Annotated in this window: 18 protein-coding genes; 3 read left to right on the forward strand and 15 right to left on the reverse strand. The window is 71.8% G+C overall.

Going from position 1 to position 18,854, the window contains the following annotated elements:
- Positions 1 to 26 precede the first annotated feature (26 nt).
- A complete protein-coding gene (locus tag AVL59_RS33780) occupies positions 27 to 767 on the forward strand; it encodes a GntR family transcriptional regulator (RefSeq protein ID WP_067312349.1) in 741 nt (246 codons plus the stop codon).
- 154 nt (positions 768 to 921) lie between these two features.
- Here the strand turns inward: AVL59_RS33780 and AVL59_RS33785 are convergent, their stop codons facing one another.
- From AVL59_RS33785 to fmt, 9 genes are all read right to left on the reverse strand, one after another.
- Positions 922 to 1,374, reverse strand: a complete 453-nt coding sequence (locus tag AVL59_RS33785) for an Lrp/AsnC family transcriptional regulator (RefSeq protein ID WP_067312352.1) — start codon at positions 1,372 to 1,374, stop codon at positions 922 to 924.
- Positions 1,375 to 1,401: 27 nt separating this feature from the next.
- Complete coding sequence (locus AVL59_RS33790) at positions 1,402 to 2,892, reverse strand: amino acid permease (protein WP_067312355.1); 1,491 nt, start codon at positions 2,890 to 2,892, stop codon at positions 1,402 to 1,404.
- A gap of 345 nt (positions 2,893 to 3,237) precedes the next feature.
- Positions 3,238 to 4,680 (reverse strand): GuaB1 family IMP dehydrogenase-related protein, encoded by a 1,443-nt coding sequence (locus AVL59_RS33795; RefSeq protein WP_067318075.1) that lies wholly within the window; start codon positions 4,678 to 4,680, stop codon positions 3,238 to 3,240.
- Between the two features lie 133 nt (positions 4,681 to 4,813).
- Positions 4,814 to 5,143 (reverse strand): barstar family protein, encoded by a 330-nt coding sequence (locus AVL59_RS33800; RefSeq protein WP_067312358.1) that lies wholly within the window; start codon positions 5,141 to 5,143, stop codon positions 4,814 to 4,816.
- Positions 5,140 to 5,571: a guanyl-specific ribonuclease gene (locus AVL59_RS33805; RefSeq protein ID WP_067312359.1), complete on the reverse strand. Its 432-nt coding sequence runs from the start codon at positions 5,569 to 5,571 to the stop codon at positions 5,140 to 5,142. Before AVL59_RS33805 ends, AVL59_RS33800 begins: the two co-directional genes overlap by 4 nt.
- A 51-nt stretch (positions 5,572 to 5,622) precedes the next feature.
- Complete coding sequence (locus AVL59_RS33810; RefSeq protein WP_067312362.1) at positions 5,623 to 6,666, reverse strand: sugar-binding transcriptional regulator; 1,044 nt, start codon at positions 6,664 to 6,666, stop codon at positions 5,623 to 5,625.
- A gap of 90 nt (positions 6,667 to 6,756) precedes the next feature.
- On the reverse strand, positions 6,757 to 7,443 hold the full coding sequence (rpe, locus tag AVL59_RS33815) for a ribulose-phosphate 3-epimerase (protein ID WP_067312364.1): 687 nt from the start codon (positions 7,441 to 7,443) through the stop codon (positions 6,757 to 6,759).
- Positions 7,444 to 7,592: 149 nt separating this feature from the next.
- Positions 7,593 to 9,020: an RsmB/NOP family class I SAM-dependent RNA methyltransferase gene (locus AVL59_RS33820; protein ID WP_067312367.1), complete on the reverse strand. Its 1,428-nt coding sequence runs from the start codon at positions 9,018 to 9,020 to the stop codon at positions 7,593 to 7,595.
- A gap of 81 nt (positions 9,021 to 9,101) precedes the next feature.
- Entirely contained in the window at positions 9,102 to 10,031 is a 930-nt protein-coding gene (gene fmt, locus AVL59_RS33825) for a methionyl-tRNA formyltransferase (protein WP_067312369.1), read from the reverse strand.
- A gap of 561 nt (positions 10,032 to 10,592) precedes the next feature.
- On the opposite strand from fmt, the gene AVL59_RS33830 reads away from it, so the two are divergent.
- Positions 10,593 to 11,135, forward strand: a complete 543-nt coding sequence (locus AVL59_RS33830) for a hypothetical protein (RefSeq protein WP_067312372.1) — start codon at positions 10,593 to 10,595, stop codon at positions 11,133 to 11,135.
- Between the two features lie 128 nt (positions 11,136 to 11,263).
- Here AVL59_RS33830 and AVL59_RS33835 read toward each other — a convergent pair whose 3' ends face one another.
- Entirely contained in the window at positions 11,264 to 13,423 is a 2,160-nt protein-coding gene (locus AVL59_RS33835; RefSeq protein ID WP_067312374.1) for a primosomal protein N', read from the reverse strand.
- 286 nt (positions 13,424 to 13,709) lie between these two features.
- Between AVL59_RS33835 and AVL59_RS33840 the strand changes: the two genes are divergently transcribed.
- Positions 13,710 to 14,513 (forward strand): S1 RNA-binding domain-containing protein, encoded by an 804-nt coding sequence (locus AVL59_RS33840; RefSeq protein WP_079147146.1) that lies wholly within the window; start codon positions 13,710 to 13,712, stop codon positions 14,511 to 14,513.
- A gap of 66 nt (positions 14,514 to 14,579) precedes the next feature.
- Here the strand turns inward: AVL59_RS33840 and metK are convergent, their stop codons facing one another.
- The 5 genes from metK to AVL59_RS33865 form a co-directional block, all read right to left on the reverse strand.
- Positions 14,580 to 15,788 carry a methionine adenosyltransferase gene (metK, locus tag AVL59_RS33845; RefSeq protein ID WP_067312377.1) on the reverse strand — a complete coding sequence of 403 codons (1,209 nt, stop codon included), beginning with the start codon at positions 15,786 to 15,788 and terminating at the stop codon, positions 14,580 to 14,582.
- Between the two features lie 273 nt (positions 15,789 to 16,061).
- Positions 16,062 to 17,264, reverse strand: coding sequence for a bifunctional phosphopantothenoylcysteine decarboxylase/phosphopantothenate--cysteine ligase CoaBC (gene coaBC, locus AVL59_RS33850; protein WP_067312380.1), 1,203 nt, complete (start codon positions 17,262 to 17,264; stop codon positions 16,062 to 16,064).
- Positions 17,265 to 17,365: 101 nt separating this feature from the next.
- A complete protein-coding gene (gene rpoZ / locus AVL59_RS33855; protein WP_003982715.1) occupies positions 17,366 to 17,638 on the reverse strand; it encodes a DNA-directed RNA polymerase subunit omega in 273 nt (90 codons plus the stop codon).
- 38 nt (positions 17,639 to 17,676) lie between these two features.
- Positions 17,677 to 18,234: a guanylate kinase gene (gene gmk, locus AVL59_RS33860; protein ID WP_067312382.1), complete on the reverse strand. Its 558-nt coding sequence runs from the start codon at positions 18,232 to 18,234 to the stop codon at positions 17,677 to 17,679.
- A gap of 60 nt (positions 18,235 to 18,294) precedes the next feature.
- Complete coding sequence (locus tag AVL59_RS33865; RefSeq protein ID WP_003977346.1) at positions 18,295 to 18,618, reverse strand: integration host factor; 324 nt, start codon at positions 18,616 to 18,618, stop codon at positions 18,295 to 18,297.
- Between the last annotated feature and the right edge of the window lie 236 nt (positions 18,619 to 18,854).

The following is an 18,854-nucleotide window of genomic DNA, read 5'->3' on the forward strand; positions in this document are numbered from 1 at the left end:
CACAGCGACCTATGCAGAGGGGAAGCATGACGGCGCGACACGAGGAGATCGCCGACGAACTTCGGCGCGCGATCGACCGCGAGGAGTACACGGTCGGCAGCAGGCTGCCCTCGGAGTCGGAACTCGCGGCGCAATACGGCGTCTCACGCGGAACGGTCCGCCAGGCCGTCGCGACCCTCACCGCCGAGGGCCTGATCGGCTCCCGCCAGGGCGCCCGGCGGGTGGTGCTCGCCAGCCGCCGCAGCCAGAGTTTCGAGGAACTGCGCAGCTTCGCCCAGTGGGCGCGGGCCATGGGCCGCGAGGCCACCGGGCACGTGGTGTCCCAGCAGTACCGCCCGGCCACGCAGGAGGACGCCGTACGGCTCCAGCTGCCCGCCGGGACACGGGTGTTGCACGTGCTGCGGGTGCGCGGGCTGGACGGCGAGCCGGTGCTGCTGGAGCGTACGGTGTACGCGGACTGGATCTCGCCGGCGGTCGAGGCGATCGAGCCCGACTGCCCGTCGGTCACCCAACGGCTGTACGACGAGACGGGGTTGGTCTTCGCCTACGGCGAGCACATCATCGACGCGGTCGCCTGCGGCGCGCAGGACGCCGAGCTGCTCGGGGTTCGCCGTACGAGTCCGCTGCTGCGGGTACGGCGGGTCACCACGACCCGTGAGGGGCGGCCGGTGGAGTGGTCGGACGACCGGTATCGACCGGACGCGGTGAGCTTCAGCGTGCACAATTCCATCGGCAACAACCCGCTGGCCCGCAAGACCGCGGAGTAGAGCCCGGGGGCCTCGACCGTCGCCGGGTGCGGGTGCGTCGCGGTCCCTCGCGCCCCTTCGGGCGCCTTCGACCGCAGCGTTCTCAGGGGCGCGGGGAACTGCGCCACAAGCCACAGTCCACCCGCACCCGGCACAGGACAGCGCGCCCCGAGCCCTACCCCGGCGCCCCCGAAGAAAAACGGCGCAGCAACGGCGAAAGCACCAGCACCGACTTGGTCCGCTCGACGAACGGCTCCCCGGCGATCCGCTCGAGCACCCGCTCGAAGTGGCGCATGTCGGACGCGAAGACCTGGACCATCGCGTCCGCCTCGCCGGTGACGGTCGACGCGGCCACGACCTCCTGGTAGCGCTCCAGCCCCCGCTGAATGGTCTCCGGCGAGGTGTTGCGCCGGCAGTAGACCTCGACGAACCCCTCGGTCTCCCAGCCGAGCGCCGCGGGATCGACCCGCACGGTGAATCCGGTGATGGCTCCGGTGGCCCGCAGCCGGTCCACGCGCCGCTTGACGGCGGGCGCGGACAGGCCGACCAGTTGCCCGATGTCCGCGTAGGAGCGGCGGGCGTCCTCGGCGAGGGCGTGCACGATGCGTTCGTCGAGATCGTTCAGCACAGGGGGTGGTTCACTTCTTCAGATCGGTCACTTCTCTGCCGCCACCACGACGTCCTCAGCGGTCGCGAGACGGGAACGGCGATAGCCGTATACGAAGTAGAACACGAGCCCGACGGCCATCCAGCACCCGAAGACGAGCCAGGTGACGGTGTCGAGGCTGAACATGTTGTACGCGCAGAACGCGAAGCCCAGCACCGGCAGGACCGGGCCGAACGGCACCTTGAACGTACGCTCCAGCTCCGGCCGCTTGTACCGCAGCACGACGACCGCGATGTTGACCAGACCGAAGGCGAACAGCGTGCCGATGCTGGTGGCGTCGACGAGCTTGCCCAGCGGGATGAGGGCGGCGAGCACACCGCAGAAGAGGGACACGATCACTGTGTTGAGGCGGGGAGCGCCGGTCTTCGGGTGGATCCTGCCGAGCGCCTTCGGCACCAGGCCGTCGCGCGACATCGCGAACAGGATGCGGGTCTGGCCGTACAGCACGGTGAGCACCACGCTCGCGATGGAGATGACCGCGCCCAGCGCGAGCAGGGTGCCCCAGAAGGTCTGGCCGGTGACATCGTTCATGATCGCGGCGAGGGTGGCCTCCGAGCCGTCGAACTTCTTCCAGTTCCAGGCGCCGACGGCGACGCCCGCGACGAGCACGTACAGCGCGGTCACGATGATCAGCGACAGCATGATCGCCCGCGGCAGGTCCCGCTTGGGGTTCTTCGCCTCCTCACCGGCGGTGGAGGCGGCGTCGAAGCCGATGTACGAGAAGAACAGCGTGGCACCCGCGGCGCTGACCCCGGACATGCCGAGCGGCATGAAGTCGCGGTAGTTGCCGGACTTGAAGCCCATGAAGCCGACCGCGCAGAACAGCACCAGGGCGGCGATCTTCACGCAGACCATGATCGTGTTGGCGCGGGCGGACTCACGCGCGCCGCCGAGCAGGAACACCATCGCCAGGAGGACGACGATCAGGGCGGGGAGGTTGATGATGCCGTGCCCCTCGCCCGGGGCCGAGGACAGGGCGGCGGGGATGGTGACACCGATGGTGCCGTCGAGCAGCTCGTTCAGGTACTCGCCCCAGCCGACCGCGACAGCGGCCACCGACACGCCGTACTCCAGCACCAGGCACCAGCCGCAGACCCAGGCGACCAGCTCACCCAGCGTTGCGTACGCATACGAGTAGGAGGAGCCGGCGACCGGGATGCTGCCCGCCAGTTCGGCGTACGACAGAGCCGAGAACAGAGCCGTGAGCCCGGCGATCACGAAGGCCAGGGTGACCGCGGGACCCGCCTCCGGAACCGCATTGCCGAGGACCACGAAGATGCCGGTGCCGAGGGTGGCACCGATGCTGATCATGGTCAGCTGCCACAGCCCGAGAGAGCGCCTGAGCGCCCCTCCCTCACCCTGGCCGCCCTCCGCGACCAGGCGTTCCACGGGCTTGCGACGCATGAGGCGCGCGGCGACGCCCGGGGATGCGGGGGCGGCCGTTGTGCGGTTGTGCGGGGGTGCGCCTTGGTCGAGCACGCATTGGCTCCTTGTTCGATGCCGGTCAGGACAGGTGGGGACCGGGTAGGCGCCTGCCGGGCAGGAACCCACCGAGCGGGGTCCCCGCCACACCACGTACAGCGCAGCACCCTATGAGGCGGGCCTTCACGGGCGTAATGCAGCAACCTTGCGCGTCCCCGCATGATCATTGCGTTCATCAGGCCGGTATGACAAATCGTTGCGCCGACGCTGCGGACCGTTGCACGGGCCCCTCGCCGACCCCGCGGCCCACCCGTTTACGGCTCTCCATGACCCCGTGCACGCGGACGGCCCCCGCTGTTCCCGGCAGGGGGAACAGCGAGGGCCGTGCGGAAGGGAGTCGGGTCAGCTCCAGCTGGCGTGCAGCGGCTTGCCCTCGGCGTAGCCGGCCGCGCTCTGGATGCCGACGATGGCCTTCTCGGCGAACTCCTCCAGGGAGCCGGCGCCGGCGTAGGTGCAGGAGGAGCGGACGCCCGCGATGATCGAGTCGATCAGGTCCTCGACGCCCGGGCGGGCCGGGTCGAGGAACATGCGGGAGGTGGAGATGCCCTCCTCGAACAGCGCCTTGCGGGCGCGGTCGTAGGCCGACTCCTCGGACGTACGGTTGCTCACCGCGCGCGCGGAGGCCATGCCGAAGGACTCCTTGTACAGGCGGCCGCCCGCGTCCTGCTGGAGGTCGCCCGGGGACTCGTAGGTGCCCGCGAACCAGGAGCCGACCATCACGTTCGACGCGCCGGCCGCGAGGGCCATGGCCACGTCGCGCGGGTGCCGGACGCCACCGTCGGCCCACACGTGCTTGCCGTACTTCTTCGCCTCGGCGGCACACTCCAGGACGGCCGAGAACTGCGGGCGGCCCACGCCGGTCATCATGCGGGTGGTGCACATGGCGCCCGGTCCGACACCGACCTTGATGATGTCCGCGCCCGCGTCGATCAGGTCCTTGACACCCTCGGCGGAGACGATGTTGCCCGCGACGATCGGCACCTGCGGGTCAAGGGCGCGCACCTGCTTGATCGCGCTGATCATCGACTCCTGGTGACCGTGCGCGGTATCGATGACGAGCGTGTCCACGCCCGCGTCGAGCAGCTGCTTGGCCTTGGCCGCGAAGTCGCCGTTGATGCCGACGGCGGCGGCGATGCGCAGCTTGCCCTCGGCGTCGGTGGCCGGCGTGTACAGCGTGGCGCGCAGGGCGCCCTTGCGGGTCAGGATGCCGGCGAGCTTGCCGTCCTTGTCGACGGCCGGGGCGTAACGGCGGTTGTGCGCGTCCAGGGTGTTGAAGGCCTCGTGCGGGTCTATGTCCGCGTCGAGGAGCAGCAGGTCCTTGGACATGACCACTTCGAGCTGGGTGAAGCGGTCCACGCCGCTCAGGTCCGCGTCCGTGACGACGCCGACGGGCCGGTGGTCCTCGTCGACGACCACACCGGCGTTGTGCGCCCGCTTGGGCAGCAGGGCCAGGGCGTCGGCGACGGTCTGGTGCGGGGCCAGCACGATCGGGGTGTCCAGCACCAGGTGGCGGCTCTTCACCCAGGAGATGACGTCGGTGATCACGTCGATCGGGATGTCCTGCGGGATGACCACCAGGCCGCCGCGCCGGGCGACCGTCTCGGCCATGCGGCGACCGGCGATGGCGGTCATGTTGGCGACGACGAGCGGGATGGTGGTGCCCGTGCCGTCCGGCGAGCCGAGGTCCACGCCCTGACGCGAACCGACCGCGGAGCGGCTCGGCACCATGAACACGTCGTCGTACGTCAGGTCGTACGCGGGCTGGATGTCATTGAGGAAACGCACGTGCTGCACATCCCAGTCGATCAGAGGTGACCCCCTGACGGGTGCGCCAGGGGGAAAAGAGCACGTACTTCATTCTCCCATGACTGGGGCACCATCACTCCCCCACAGAACATCCAGGCTGGTCGGAGGGGGTCTAGGAGGATCCTCCTAGGGCCAGCACTACGGTGAGCGCCGGGGTGCGGTCCACCGCCTCGGCGAACACGTCCTGCGCGGTGCGCCACTCCTCGGGATTCGCCTCGGCGTACGGCCGCCAGCCCCGCACCACGACCAGCAGTCCCTGCTCGACGGCGCCCTCGGGCCAGACCGTGTGGTCGCAGAGGGAGTCCACGAGGGCGTCCCAGTTCCGCCCGAACCAGTCGGGCAGCGCGAGGGCCCGGGCCGTCCGGTCCATCAGGCCCGCCTTGTCCGTGACGCCCCCGAGGTCGAGGGTGACCATGAGCCGGCCCGTCAGGTCTTCGCTCATCTCAGCACCGCCCGGAACGATTTGTAGTGATCATCGCTGTAGTAGATCTCCCCGCCCTGTCCGGTGACGATGCGACGCGCCCCGCGGTCCTGCGAGCCCGGCGTCCTGACCGTGTACTCGTGGTAGTAGCCGCGCCGGCGCTTGGGCAGCAGCCGCTCGAAGTTGCTGAAGACGACCCCGTCCCTGGCGTACGGGAAGGGTCCGCCCTTGCCGATCAGGGCGAGGGTCTGCCGGGCCTCGGCCGGGAGCCGGGACTCCTCGACGGTGGCCATGCCCCCGGCCCACGACGGGGTGGACACGCCGGAGGACGCCACCGTGCCCGGGTGCGAGGAGCATCCCGTCAACAGGACGGAGAGACAGACCAGCAGCCCCGCCAGCGCCCGGGGGACGCGGCGCAGGACCGGTGGGGGGACGAACCGTGGCAGCATGGCGCCGATGCTGCCACGGCCGTCCCGTCACGACGTCGCCGCGACCCGCCGTCAGACCCCGTCCGGGTCCGCGCGGTTGAGCGCGGGTTTCGGCGTCGGTCCCGCCGTCATCAGGTAGTCCGCGGCCGAGGTGTCCGTGACCAGGCTGGTGACAAGACCGGAGCGGAGCACCGCGTCGATCGCGGACGCCTTGCGCTGCCCGCCGGCGATCGCCACGACCTCCGGGATACGGCGCAGCTGATCGGCCTTGACCGTGATGCACCGCTCCCCCAGGTCCCGCCCGACCCGGCGCCCCTCGGCGTCGAAGAGGTGCGCGGCCATCTCGGCGGCGACACCGAGCGAGGCGTAGTGCGCGCGCTCCTCGTCGCTGAGCATGTCGTGCACCGTCGAGATACCCGGCTCCCAGGAGCCGATGGAGACGCAGGCGACCGTGACCTTGTCGAAGTACTCGAAGGCCCGGGCGATCCCGGTCTGGTGGCGCAGCGCCGCCGCGGTGGCCGCGTCCGGCAACAGCATCGGCGCGTAGATGGGGTGCGCGTCCCCGCCCGACACCTGCGCGGCACGCCGCACCGCCTCCACCGAGCCGCGCTCGGAGGTCCCGGCGTCGTACACGCCCGTCAGCTGCACCACCGTGCACGGCGGGAGCCGGTCGAGGGCCGCCGCCATGTGGATGGTGGACCGGCCCCAGGCCAGCCCGAGCACGTCCCCCTCGTTGACGAGTTCGCCGAGCAGGTCGGCGGCGACCTCGCCGAGGTTCTCGGGGTCGGGGGTCTCCTCGGCCTCGGCCGGGGACTCGACCACGACGGCGTGCCTGAGGCCGTACCGGGCGCGGAGCGCGTCGGAGCGCTCGGCGTCCAGCTCGGCCGGCACACGGATCTCGATACGTACGAGATCCCGTTCGAGGGCCGTCTCCAGGACCCGGGCCACCTTGAAGCGGCTGACGCCGAACTCCTCGGCGATCTGGATCTTGGACTTCCCCTCGAGGTAGAAGCGGCGGGCCATGGCCGCCGCCTGCACCAGCTCAGCGGGTCCCATCCGCATGGCTGACCGGCCCGCCGACATACCCGACACGGCGATCTCCTCACTGCTGTTCACACTCTGGATTCGCCGTTCATCCTTGCAGATTCGGCGCAACTGATCCGCCCTGATGGGCGCCGTTCCTTCAAGCGTTCACGTAGCCGTGGCTCAGTGGTCGCATGCCCAGGACGCCTTGGCGGTGGCCGCGTCCGCCTGGGCGCGCAGGCCACGCACCGCCTCAGCCGGGTCCTCGGCCCCGTACACCGCCGAACCGGCGACGAAGACGTCGGCTCCCGCCTCCGCGCACCGCTCGATCGTGGACGCCGAGACACCGCCGTCGACCTGCAGCCACAGCTGGAGACCGTGCTTGGTGATCAGCTCACGGGTGCGGCGGATCTTGGGCAGCATGATGTCGAGGAAGGCCTGGCCGCCGAACCCCGGCTCGACCGTCATGATGAGCAGCATGTCGAGCTCCGGGAGGAGATCCTCGTAGGGCTCGATCGGCGTCGCGGGCCTCAGTGCCATGGACGCGCGGGCACCCTTGGCGCGGATCTCCCGGGCGAGTCGCACGGGCGCGTCGGCGGCCTCCACGTGGAAGGTGACGGACGAGGCGCCCGCCTCCACGTACTGCGGCGCCCAGCGATCGGGGTTCTCGATCATCAGGTGGCAGTCCAGCGGAGTACCCGTCGCCCGGGCCAAGGACTCCACGACCGGCACGCCGAGGGTGAGGTTCGGTACGAAATGGTTGTCCATGACGTCGACGTGGAGCCAGTCGGCTCCCTCGACGGCCTTCGCCTCGTCCGCGAGGCGGGCGAAGTCTGCGGACAGGATGCTGGGGTTGATCTGCGCGGCCATGACCCAAGCCTGCCATGTCCGGAGCACTGATGTTCGCGTCGGTCCACAGGCGAGGCCGTTCATCGTACTTATCGGCCCCCTGTGGACACGCGTGAACGCCGGCCCGCACCTCCGTCTCATGGGCCCGCACCGGCCCGTCGGCGGTGCCCTCAGCCGGTACGGCGGATGAGCGCGAGGTACATCGCGTCCGTGCCGTGCAGATGCGGCCACAGCTGCACGTCCGGGCCCTCGCCGAGCGCGGGGACGCGGGGCAGCAGCGGCCGCGCGTCGATGAGCTCCGTCGCCGGGTGCTGCTTGAGCACGTCGGCGACGACCGCCCGGGTCTCGGCGAGGTGCGGGGAGCAGGTGGCGTAGCCGACGACCCCGCCGACGCGTACCGAGTCCAGCGCGGTGCGCAGCAGCGTGCGCTGGAGCGGCGCGAGGTCGTCCAGGTCCTCGGGGCGCCGCCGCCACCGGGCCTCGGGACGCCGGCGCAACGCGCCGAGGCCGGTGCACGGCACGTCCATCAGCACACGGTCGAAGGTGCCCGGCCGCCACGGCGGCCGGGTCCCGTCGGCGGCGATGACCTGGTACGGCCCCGGGTTGCCGTGCAGGGCCTTGGCCACCAGGCCCGCCCGGTGCGGCTGCTTCTCGGAGGCGAGCAGCGCGGCCCCGCGCTCGGCGGCGAGGGCGGCAAGGAGGGCGGCCTTCCCACCCGGCCCCGCGCACCCGTCGAGCCACTTCTCGTCGGGACCCTCGATCGGGGCGTTCGCCAGCGCGAGGGCGACCAGCTGGCTGCCCTCGTCCTGCACCCCGGCCCGCCCCTCGCGCACGGCCTCGACGGCACCCGGCTCACCGCCCTCGGCGAGCCGCACGGCATACGGCGACCAGCGCCCCGGCACGGCCGCGTCCTCGCGCAGCAGCTCTTCGGCGGTGGCCCGCCCCGGCCGCGCCACGAGGGTCACCTCGGGCCGCTCGTTGTCCGCCTCCAGCAGGTCCTCGATGCCGGCCCGGTCGCCGCCGAGGGAGTCCCACAGCGCGGAGACGACCCAGCGGGGATGCGCGTGCACGACGGCGAGGTGGTCCTCGGGATCCTCGTCATAGGGCGGCGCGACCTTCTCCAGCCACCCGTCGAGATCGTCCTGTGCCACCTTCCTCAGCACGGCGTTGACGAACTTGGCCCGCCCGTCCCCGAGCACGACCCGCGCCAGCTCGACGGTGGCGGACACGGCGGCGTGCGTCGGGATCCGCGTCCCGAGCAGCTGGTGCGCGCCCAGGCTCAGCACGTCGAGCACCGGCGGGTCGACCTCCCTGAGCGGCCGGTCGACACACGCGGCGATGACGGCGTCGTACGTCCCCTGGCGGCGCAGCGTGCCGTACACCAGCTCGGTGGCGAGGGCCGCGTCCCGTGCGTCGAATTTCTCGGGCCCCTCCTTCTCCCGCGCCTTGCGCAGCAGCGGCGGCAGCACGAGGTTGGCGTACGCGTCCCGCTCGTCCACGGCGCGCAGGGCCTCGAAGGCGAGGATGCGGACGGGGTCCTTCTGGGGACGGCGGTAGGGCTTGGCGGGCCGGCGCGGCCGCCGGGACTGCTCGCTCACGAAAAAGGTGCTCCGGATGTGAAGAAGGAGGTGCGGTTCCCAGCGTACGTCGGAACCCCGTCACCCCCGTCTTCCGGGGCCTCAGCCCAGCCGCTCGCCCTCCGCGACACGCACCCCGCGTGCCCAGTCGGCGGCCCGCATCGGCTTCTTGCCCTGCGCCTGCACCCACAGCAGCTCGACGGCGTACGACCCGGTGCCGACGTGCACGCTGTTCTTGCCGACCGCCGGCTGCCCGGGCGCGAGGTCGGTCCGCTCGGGCACCGGCCGCACCTGGATCAGCTTCAGCCGCTCACCACGGAAGGTGGTCCAGGCCCCCGGGGCGGGCGTGCACCCGCGCACGACCCGGTCGACCCGCAGCGCGGGCGTCGCCCACTCGACCTCGGCGTCCTCGACGGTGATCTTCGGCGCGAGGCTGATGCCCTCGGCCGGTTGCGGTACGGCCTTCAGGGTGCCTTCCTCGATGCCGTCCATGGTCGCGGCGAGCAGTCCGGCACCGGCGAAGGCGAGCCGGGTGAGCAGGTCGCCGCTGGTGTCGGTGGGGCGGATCTCCTCGGTGACGGTGCCGTAGACGGGCCCGGAGTCGAGCCCCTCCTCGATGAGGAAGGTGGCGGCGCCCGTGATCTCGTCGCCCGCCATGACGGCGTGCTGCACGGGCGCGGCCCCGCGCCAGGCGGGCAGCAGCGAGAAGTGCAGGTTGACCCAGCCGTGCGCGGGGATGTCCAGGGCCACCCGGGGCAGCAGGGCGCCGTAGGCGACCACGGGGCAGCAGTCCGGGGCGATCTCCGTCAGCCGCGCCAGGAACTCCGGGTCGCGCGGCTTGAGGGGCTTGAGCACCTCGATACCGGCCTCCTCCGCCCGCTCGGCCACGGGCGACGCGACCAGCCTGCGCCCCCGCCCGGCCGGCGCGTCGGGCCGCGTGACGACGGCGGCCACCTCGTGCCGTCCGGAGGCGATCAGAGCGTCCAGAGCGGGAACGGCGACCTCGGGGGTACCGGCGAAGACAAGCTTCATATGCGGGATCGGGCCTCTCGGACGGGGGTTGGACGGGCAGCGCACCAGTCTATGACGCCGGCACCGATATGGATGTGGCGACCACGGACGATGCCTACGACGACGACATGACGACCGGGGACGACGCCCACGACGACGACCCGGCGGCCACGGGCGACGCCCACGACGCCAACACGTCAGCCGCGGACCACACCCACCACGCCAACACGACAACCACGGACGCCGCCCAACCACGGCAACATCACGACCACGCCAACACGGCAACATCACGACCACGGACGCCACCCGCGGCGACGACACGGCGGCCATGGTCGACGTCTGCCGCGACTCGGATGGCGCGCGGCGGGAAAGCCGCCGGCGGCGGGCGCCCCCGCTGGTTGTCCGGGTTGTCTGCCGACTGGAGACGGGTGGTGCGCGGGCGGGAAAGCGGCGTACGCATATGCCCATACGCCCCCACACCGTGACCAGCGGAGCGCCCACGCGTTGGTCAAGAAAGAGTTGACCACTTAGGGCCGCTTTCGCGGCCCAATTCCTTTCAACGCCGGTTCGAGAGGCTTGTTCATGGCCGACCACGCAACCCACGACGCCCAGGCCCGGGCCAGCCTGCACTTGCTGGTGCGGGACATCGAGCGAGTCCGCCGGCAGGTGGACGCACTGCGTACGCTCACCGCCCAGCTGGGCAACGTCTACCGCCCGCGCCGCTCCGGCCCGTCCACGGGCTTCGTCGTCTACGGACGCGCTCCCGCCCCGACGGTCCGTCTCGCCCAGGAACTCCGGGACAGTGTCGAAACCCTGGTCACGGCCGCCGTGGACTTCGACCGCTCACTCGGCTTCTCCTGGGACGCGGTGGGCTCGGCGCTCGGGGTCACCAAACAGGCGGTGCACAGGCGTTACGGCGCCCGCCGCGCCGCGGCCCAGGCCGCCGCCGAGGCCGACCGGGCGACGGAGCCGTCCGGCACCCGCACGCTCAACGTGACCGCCGGCCTGCCCACGGTGCCGACGGTCCCCGCGGCCCGCTCCATGCCGACCCAGCCGACCGCGGGCAGCCCGTCGCTGCGCGACGACGCACGGCCGACGGCCTTCCCCGGACCACGCAGCGGCTGACCCGCCCGTGACCTGCCCTCCCGGGCGACCTTCCGGGAGGGCAGCCGTGTGCCGGGCCGCCGCCGAAGCACGCCGTATGCCGGGCCGCCGACGGGAGCGCCGCGCCACCGGCGCCCGGCAACCGCAGGTCAGCCGATGTCCGGCGGATCGATCCGCACCCGCACGGGCTCCCCGCTCCCCCGCGCCATCCGCGCGGCCTGAGCCGTCTTCAGCGCGGCGGCGAGCGCGGCCCCGCTTCCCGGCGGCACCCGGACGAGCGCCCGCTCCCAGTCTTCCCCGGGAGGCGGCGCGCCGGGCCTGCGCGCCCGGCCGGGCAGCGTGGGCGGCAGCGGCACAGGGCCCAGCACCTCGGCGTCCGGCGGCAGTTCGACCGCTCCCAGGAACTCGGCCACGGCCGTCGGCGTCCCGGACACGGCCGCCATCCGCGACACCGGCGGGAAGCCCAGTTCGGCCCGCTCGGCCAGCTCGCGCACGGCGTGCCCCACGGGGTCCCATCGCACGAGCGCCTGTACGGGCCTGAGGGTCGGCTCGGCCACGACGACCACGGTCCCGCGGTCCCCCTGCGGCCGCACCAGCGCCCCGGCCGCGATCCACCGGCGCAGCGCGTCCTCGCCGGCCCGCAGGTCGGGCCGCCCGAGCATGGCCCAGCCGTCCAGCAGCAGGGCGGCCGCATAGCCGCCCTCGGCGACCGGCTCGGCTCCCGGGGTGCTCACGACCAGCGCGGGCGTGCCCGGGACCGTGTCCAGCACATGCTCGCGCCCCGAGGTGCGCACCGGCACGGAGGGAAAGGCCCGCCCCAGCTCCTCGGCGGTCCGGCGCGCGCCGACGACCTGGGCCCGCAGCCGGAAGCCCCCGCACTCCGGGCAGTGCCAGGCGCTCTCCGCACGCCCGCACCAGTCGCACGCGAGCGCGCCCTCGGCCTGTGCCTGCAGCGGTCCGGCGCAGTGCCGGCAGCGCGCGGGCGCCCGGCACTGCGCGCACGCCAGGCGCGGCACATAGCCGCGCCTGGGCACCTGGACCAGCACCGGTCCGTGCCGCAGCCCCTCGCGGACCGCCTGCCAGGCGAGGGTGGGCAGCCGGGCGGCCCGGGCGGCCTCGTCTCGCGCCAGGTCGTCGTCGCCCACGGTCCGCACCAGGGGTACGGACCGCCGTACCTGCTCCCGCCCGGCGACCAGGGGCCGCGCCCAGCCGCTCTCCACGAGCTGCGCGGCCTCGACGGTGCAGCTCCAACCGCCCGACAGGAAGGCGCACTTGTCGAGGGCGGCGCGCAGCAGCAGCACATCGCGTGCGTGCGGCTGAGGGGCGTGCTGCTCGCTGTGGCTGTCGTCCCCGTCGTCCCAGATGGCGACGAGCCCCAGGTCCCGCACGGGTGCGAACATGGCCGCCCGCGTTCCGACCACGGCCTGTACGGCTCCCCGCCGCACCGCGAGCCACTGTGCGTACCGCTTCTCGGGCCCGGCGTCTGCGGTGAGCAGCACATGGCGGCCCTCGCCGAGCAGCGCCGTGAGCGCGGCGTCGACCCGCGTGGCGGCCCGCCCGTCCGGTACGACGACGAGCGCGCCGCGTCCCGAGGCGAGCGTCGCGGCGACGGCCCGGGCCAGCTCCTCGCTCCACAGCGGCCCCGGCAGGGCGTTCCACACCGCTCTGGGAGCGCCTCCGGAGGCCAGTGATTCGAGGAAGGCGCCTCCGCGCTCGTACCGCGCCCAGGACCCGGTGCCGGGCGCGGCCGGCGGCGGCAGGGGCTCGGGCGAGGGCCGCCGCTCGGCCCGGGCGCTGCGCGGCGGCACGGCCAGCTGGAGCACGTCGGCGAGGCTGCCCGCATACCGGTCGGCCACGGCCCGCGCGAGCCCGAGCAGCTCCTCGCTCAGCACGGGCTCGGGCGACACGACCTGGGCGAGAGCGGCCAGCGGCCCCACGTAGTCGGACTCGTCCCGCCGCTCGACGAGGAAGCCGTCGATGAGCCCGCCGCCCTCGCGGCGTCCCTCTCGCACCCGGTGCCGACCGGCCCCGAACCGCACCCGCACCCTGACTCCGGGCTGCGCCTCGGCGTCCAGCTCCTCGGGCACGGCGTAGTCGAAGTACCGGTCGAGGTGGAGCACGCCCTTGTCCACGAGCACGCGCGCGACGGGCCGCTCCTTGGCCAGGGCGGCGCCCCGCCATGTGCGTGGCTTGGCCCGGGGCACCTTGGCCCCGCGCACCGTCTCCCGTATGAGCGCGAGCTGCTCCGGCGGGGCTCCTTCGGCCCCGCCGTCCCCGTCCGGCCGGGACGGCCCGTTCTCGCTGCTCACGCTTGCATTCTTACCAAACGGCACTGACAAGCGGTCCGGCCGGCCGATGCCCGCCCGAGATCGGATCGGCAGCGGGGTGCCCTACGGCGCTTCTGCCTTGGGCCGCTCGGCCATACCGGTCCACGGCAGAACCGGCAGCAGGATTCGAACCTGCGAGGGGATCACCCGGAAGTACCCGCGTCCTTCGCACCGGGCGGCATCGGTGGACCCACCGTAGAAGCCACGCCGCTCCCCCGCCAGTCAATTCCCTTCCGCCGCACTCGCGTTCACGCCTAGGCTCGCGATCATGAACGAAACGACCCCGGACCCGCTGGAACAACTGCGTGAACGCCTGTCGGCCCGCCCCGAGGGGGAGGTCAGGACCGGAACGGTCGTCGGCTTCGACGAGCAGAGGGGCGTTCGCGTACGGCTGGACGGGGACGATCCGCAGGCCCCGAGGGGGACGATCCCCCGGCACCTGCTGACGTGGGCCGCGTTCGAGGACCCCTCGGAGGTGGTCTCCCTCGGAGAGCGGATCACCGCCGAGGTGCAGGGCGTCGACGAGCGGACGGGCGAGGTCGCGCTCTCCGCCAGGGCGTGCGAGGACGAGGCGCTGTACCGCCATCTGTGCCGCACACGGCGCGGAGACGTCGTCACGGGCACGGTGGCCGCCGTGCACGGCTTCGGGGTCTTCGTCCGCCTCGACGGGGAGCCCGCACACCCCGTCCACCCGGGGACGGGTTTCGTCCGTGTCCCGGAACTGACCTGGTCGCCCATCGATCACCCCGAGGAGGTGGTCCGGCCGGGACAGCGGGTCACCGGCGAGGTGATAGACGTCGACACCTACCAGGGGGAAGTGGTCGTCTCGCTCAAGGCCCTTCAGGAGGATCCCTGGGACAGACTCGCCCTGGGCGAGGGGGACGTCACGGCGGGCCCGGTGACCAAGGTGGTCCCCTTCGGCGTGTTCGTCCGCGTCGGCGAGGCCGCGGAAGGCCTGGTGCACGAGTCCTGCCTGGGCGGACGGGTCGTCCTCGAGGGGCAGGAGATGAGGGTGCGGATCCTGGAGATCGACCGCAGGCTCCGCCGGATCCGGCTGGCGCCCGCCTTCTGACCGAACGGCACCGGGGCCCGGCCCCCGAAGGGAAGCCGGGCCCCGGTGAGAAGCCGTTGTGCGGGCTTACAGGCCCGTGGCCTCGCGCAGAGCGTCCACGCGGTCCGTGCGCTCCCAGGTGAAGTCGGCCAGCTCGCGGCCGAAGTGGCCGTACGCCGCCGTCTGGGAGTAGATCGGGCGCAGGAGGTCGAGGTCGCGGATGATGGCGGCCGGACGGAGGTCGAAGACCTGGTCGATCGCCTTCTCGATCTTCTCGTTGTCGACCTTGTTGGTGCCGAAGGTCTCCACGAACAGACCGACCGGCTCGGCCTTGCCGATGGCGTAGGCGACCTGGACCTCGCAGCGGGAGGCCAGGCCCGCCGCCACGACGTTCTTGGCGACCCAGCGCATCGCGTACGCGGCGGAGCGGTCGACCTTGGACGGGTCCTTGCCGGAGAAGGCGCCGCCGCCGTGGCGGGCCATGCCGCCGTAGGTGTCGATGATGATCTTGCGGCCGGTCAGGCCGGCGTCGCCCATCGGGCCGCCGATCTCGAAGCGGCCGGTCGGGTTGACCAGCAGGCGGTAGCCCTCGGTGTCCAGCTTGATGCCGTCGTCCAGGAGCGCCTTCAGCTCGGGCTCGACGACGAACTCGCGGATGTCGGGGGCCAGCAGCGACTCCAGGTCGATGTCGCTGGCGTGCTGCGAGGAGACGACCACGGTGTCGAGGCGGACGGCCTTGTCGCCGTCGTACTCGATGGTGACCTGCGTCTTGCCGTCCGGGCGCAGGTAGGGGATGGTGCCGTTCTTGCGGACCTCGGACAGCCGCTTGGACAGGCGGTGCGCCAGGAAGATCGGCAGCGGCATCAGGGTCGGCGTCTCGTCGGAGGCGTAGCCGAACATCAGGCCCTGGTCGCCCGCGCCCTGCCGGTCCAGCTCGTCATCGTCGCCCTCGACACGGTTCTCGTACGCCGTGTCGACACCCTGTGCGATGTCCGGGGACTGCGCGCCGATCGAGACCGACACGCCGCAGGAGGCGCCGTCGAAGCCCTTCTTCGAGGAGTCGTAGCCGATCTCCAGGATCTTGTTGCGGACCAGGGTCGCGATGTCCGCGTAGGCCTTGGTCGTGACCTCGCCGGCCACGTGCACCAGGCCGGTGGTGATCAGGGTTTCGACGGCGACCCGGGAGGTCGGGTCCTCGCGCAGAAGCGCGTCGAGAATGGTGTCGCTGATCTGGTCAGCGATCTTGTCGGGGTGACCCTCGGTCACGGACTCCGAGGTGAACAGGCGACGGGACACAACGCTCCCTGGGGTTGCAGCGGCTGCTGGCTGATCAGTTGCGGACGTGCACAGGGCTGCGCCTGGCGTCGTCCGAGAACAGTTTACGGGTCGCACCGTGCCGCCGGCCCACCTGTCTCGCCTCTCGGGAGCGCTGTGACCTGCGGCACGGGCATTCTGCACAATGCCGGTGACCTTGACCAGAGGGAACCACGCGACGTTGCCGCGTTCGAAGTCGTCCGGGAAACACCCGTCGAACGGCCGAAACATGTCGCCCCGGACGGCGGAACCCGATCAGCCCAGCCGGGCCGCCACCAGGTCCCAGACGGTGTCGGCGAGGGCTTCCTTCGGGCCATGCGGCACGGGAGTCTCACTGCCGTCGGCGCCCAGCACGACGGCCTCGTTCTCCTCGGAGCCGAAGGTCTTGCGCTCCCCCACCTCGTTCACCACGAGCAGGTCGCAGCCCTTGCGGGTCAGCTTGGCGCGACCGTTTGCCAGGACGTCGTCGGTCTCGGCGGCGAAGCCGACGACCACCTGTCCCGGACGGGCGCGATCGGCCGAGATCTCCGCGAGGATGTCCGGATTCCGTACCAGCACGATCGGGTCGGGGTCCCGGTCGTCCTTCTTCTTGATCTTCCCGGCCGCGTATGCCGAGGGCCGGAAGTCGGCCACGGCGGCGGCCATGACGACCGCGTCGGCGTCCGCCGCGGACTTCAGAACCGCTTCGCGCAGTTGAACGGCGGTGCCCACGTGAACGACATCGACACCGGCCGGATCCGGCAGGCCGGTGTTGGCCGCGACCAGGGTGACCCGGGCACCGCGGGCGGCGGCCGTGCGGGCGAGGGCGTAGCCCTGCTTGCCGGAGGAGCGGTTGCCGAGGAAGCGGACGGGGTCGAGGGGCTCGCGCGTGCCGCCGGCCGAGACGACGACATGGCGGCCCCGAAGGTCGGGCTCGGTGACGCCCCGGGCGAGCACGCGGCGGCAGACCTCGAAGATCTCCACCGGGTCGGGCAGCCGGCCCTTGCCGGTGTCGACACCGGTGAGGCGGCCGACGGCGGGCTCGATGACGACGGCGCCACGGCGGCGCAGCGTGGCCACGTTCTCCTGGGTGGCGGGGTGCTCCCACATCTCGGTGTGCATCGCGGGCGCGAAGACGACCGGACAGCGGGCGGTGAGGAGCGTGTTGGTCAGCAGGTCGTCGGCGAGTCCGTGGGCGGCCTTGGCGAGCGTGTCGGCGGTCGCCGGAGCCACCACGACCAGGTCGGCCCGCTGGCCGATACGGACGTGCGGGACCTCGTGGACGTCGTCCCAGACCTCGGTGGAGACCGGGTTGCCCGACAGGGCGGACCAGGTGGCGGCACCGACGAAGTGCAGCGCGGAGGAGGTGGGCACCACGCGTACGTCATGGCCCGACTCCGTGAGCCTTCTCAGCAGCTCACAGGCCTTGTACGCGGCGATCCCGCCACTGACCCCCAGTACGACCCTCGGCTTGTCCACCGTCGTCTCTCCCCGGCTAGGAAACCTACGACCATCACACACCACAGGCCCGGCAGTAGCGCTGCCGGGCCTGTGGGTGAAGCAACTGCGATCTGAACCTACTACTGCGCCGGGCCCTCGACGGCCTCGGAGGTCAGCAGACCGGCGTTGATCTCACGCAGGGCGATCGAGAGCGGCTTCTCGTGCACGTGGGTGTCGACGAGCGGGCCGACGTACTCGAGGAGGCCCTCGCCGAGCTGCGAGTAGTACGCGTTGATCTGACGGGCCCGCTTGGCGGCGTAGATCACGAGGCTGTACTTCGAGTCGGTGGCCTCAAGCAACTCGTCGATCGGCGGGTTGATGATGCCCTCGGGCGCGGTGATGGAAGAGGACACGCTCTACCTTCCGAAGGAGGGGAAAAGATCAGTCACGATCACACAATGTCCATCAAGGCTAGCAGCTCGCTCGCCACGTCCTTGACGGAGGTGTTGACCAAGGTCACGTCGAACTCCGGCTCGGCCGCCAGCTCGGTCCTGGCCGCCTCCAGGCGACGCTCGATGACCTCGGGCGGCTCGGTCCCCCGGCCGGTGAGCCTGCGCACCAGCTCCTCCCAGGAGGGCGGAGCGAGGAACACCAGCTGCGCGTCGGACATCGACTCGCGGACCTGCCGGGCGCCCTGGAGGTCGATCTCCAGCAGCACGGGCTCGCCCTTCTCCAGCCGTTCCAGCACGGCCGTGCGGGGCGTGCCGTAACGGTTGCCGGCGAACTCGGCCCACTCCAGCAGCTCGCCATTGGCGATCAGCTTGTCCATCTCCTCGTCGGTGACGAAGAAGTACTGGACTCCGTGCTGCTCGCCGGGGCGCGGCTTACGGGTGGTGGCCGACACCGAGAGCCAGACCTCGGGGTGTTCCTTGCGCATATGGGCGACGACCGTGCTCTTGCCGACCCCCGAGGGGCCGGAGAGCACGGTCAGCCGCGGACGTTCACTCATGCAGCGATTATTCCAGCAATCCCGGAGTGCCCGGGACGCCCGGTCCGGCAGGGCCCGGACTCAGGAGCCGGTGCTGCCGAACTCACGCTCCAGAGAAGCGATCTGGTTGGAACCGAGACCGCGCACGCGGCGGCTCTCGGAGATGCCCAGACGCTCCATGATCTGCTTGGCGCGGACCTTGCCCACGCCCGGCAGCGACTCGAGCAGGGCTGAGACCTTCATCTTTCCGATGACGTCGTTTTCCTGGCCCTGCTTGATGACCTCGTGCAGGGAGGCGCCGGAGTGCTTGAGTCGATTCTTGACCTCGGCCCGCTCCCGGCGAGCCGCGGCGGCCTTTTCGAGCGCGGCTGCGCGCTGTTCAGGGGTAAGGGGCGGAAGAGCCACGCCTACGTCACCTCGGATGTCGAACTGTCGGATACGGACCGGTGAGGAACCTAGTCGCCCCACACCTGGGGAGCTACGAGCAACACGCTGCCCGTTCTCCCCCACTGCCTTGAGGGGCGCGGGAGGTGCCCCCACTGCTCGGAGACTAGCGGGCAAGTCCGCCAGAGTCAGCGAGAACAGCGGAAAAGTACTGGTCAGCCGCCGTCAGGTCGGACATTTCAGACATATTGCCCCTG

The sequence above is a fragment of the Streptomyces griseochromogenes genome (assembly GCF_001542625.1).
Taxonomy (GTDB): domain Bacteria; phylum Actinomycetota; class Actinomycetes; order Streptomycetales; family Streptomycetaceae; genus Streptomyces; species Streptomyces griseochromogenes.

Coding starts and splice junctions, on each gene's coding strand:
- AVL59_RS33780 (WP_067312349.1), top strand. CDS start 27: ATGACGGCGCGACACGAGGAGATCGCCGACGAACTTCGGCGCGCGATC.
- AVL59_RS33800 (WP_067312358.1), bottom strand. CDS start 5,143: ATGAGCGAAGACCTGACGGGCCGGCTCATGGTCACCCTCGACCTCGGG.
- AVL59_RS33805 (WP_067312359.1), bottom strand. CDS start 5,571: ATGCTGCCACGGTTCGTCCCCCCACCGGTCCTGCGCCGCGTCCCCCGG.
- rpe (WP_067312364.1), bottom strand. CDS start 7,443: ATGGCCGCGCAGATCAACCCCAGCATCCTGTCCGCAGACTTCGCCCGC.
- fmt (WP_067312369.1), bottom strand. CDS start 10,031: ATGAAGCTTGTCTTCGCCGGTACCCCCGAGGTCGCCGTTCCCGCTCTG.
- AVL59_RS33830 (WP_067312372.1), top strand. CDS start 10,593: ATGGCCGACCACGCAACCCACGACGCCCAGGCCCGGGCCAGCCTGCAC.
- AVL59_RS33840 (WP_079147146.1), top strand. CDS start 13,710: ATGAACGAAACGACCCCGGACCCGCTGGAACAACTGCGTGAACGCCTG.
- gmk (WP_067312382.1), bottom strand. CDS start 18,234: ATGAGTGAACGTCCGCGGCTGACCGTGCTCTCCGGCCCCTCGGGGGTC.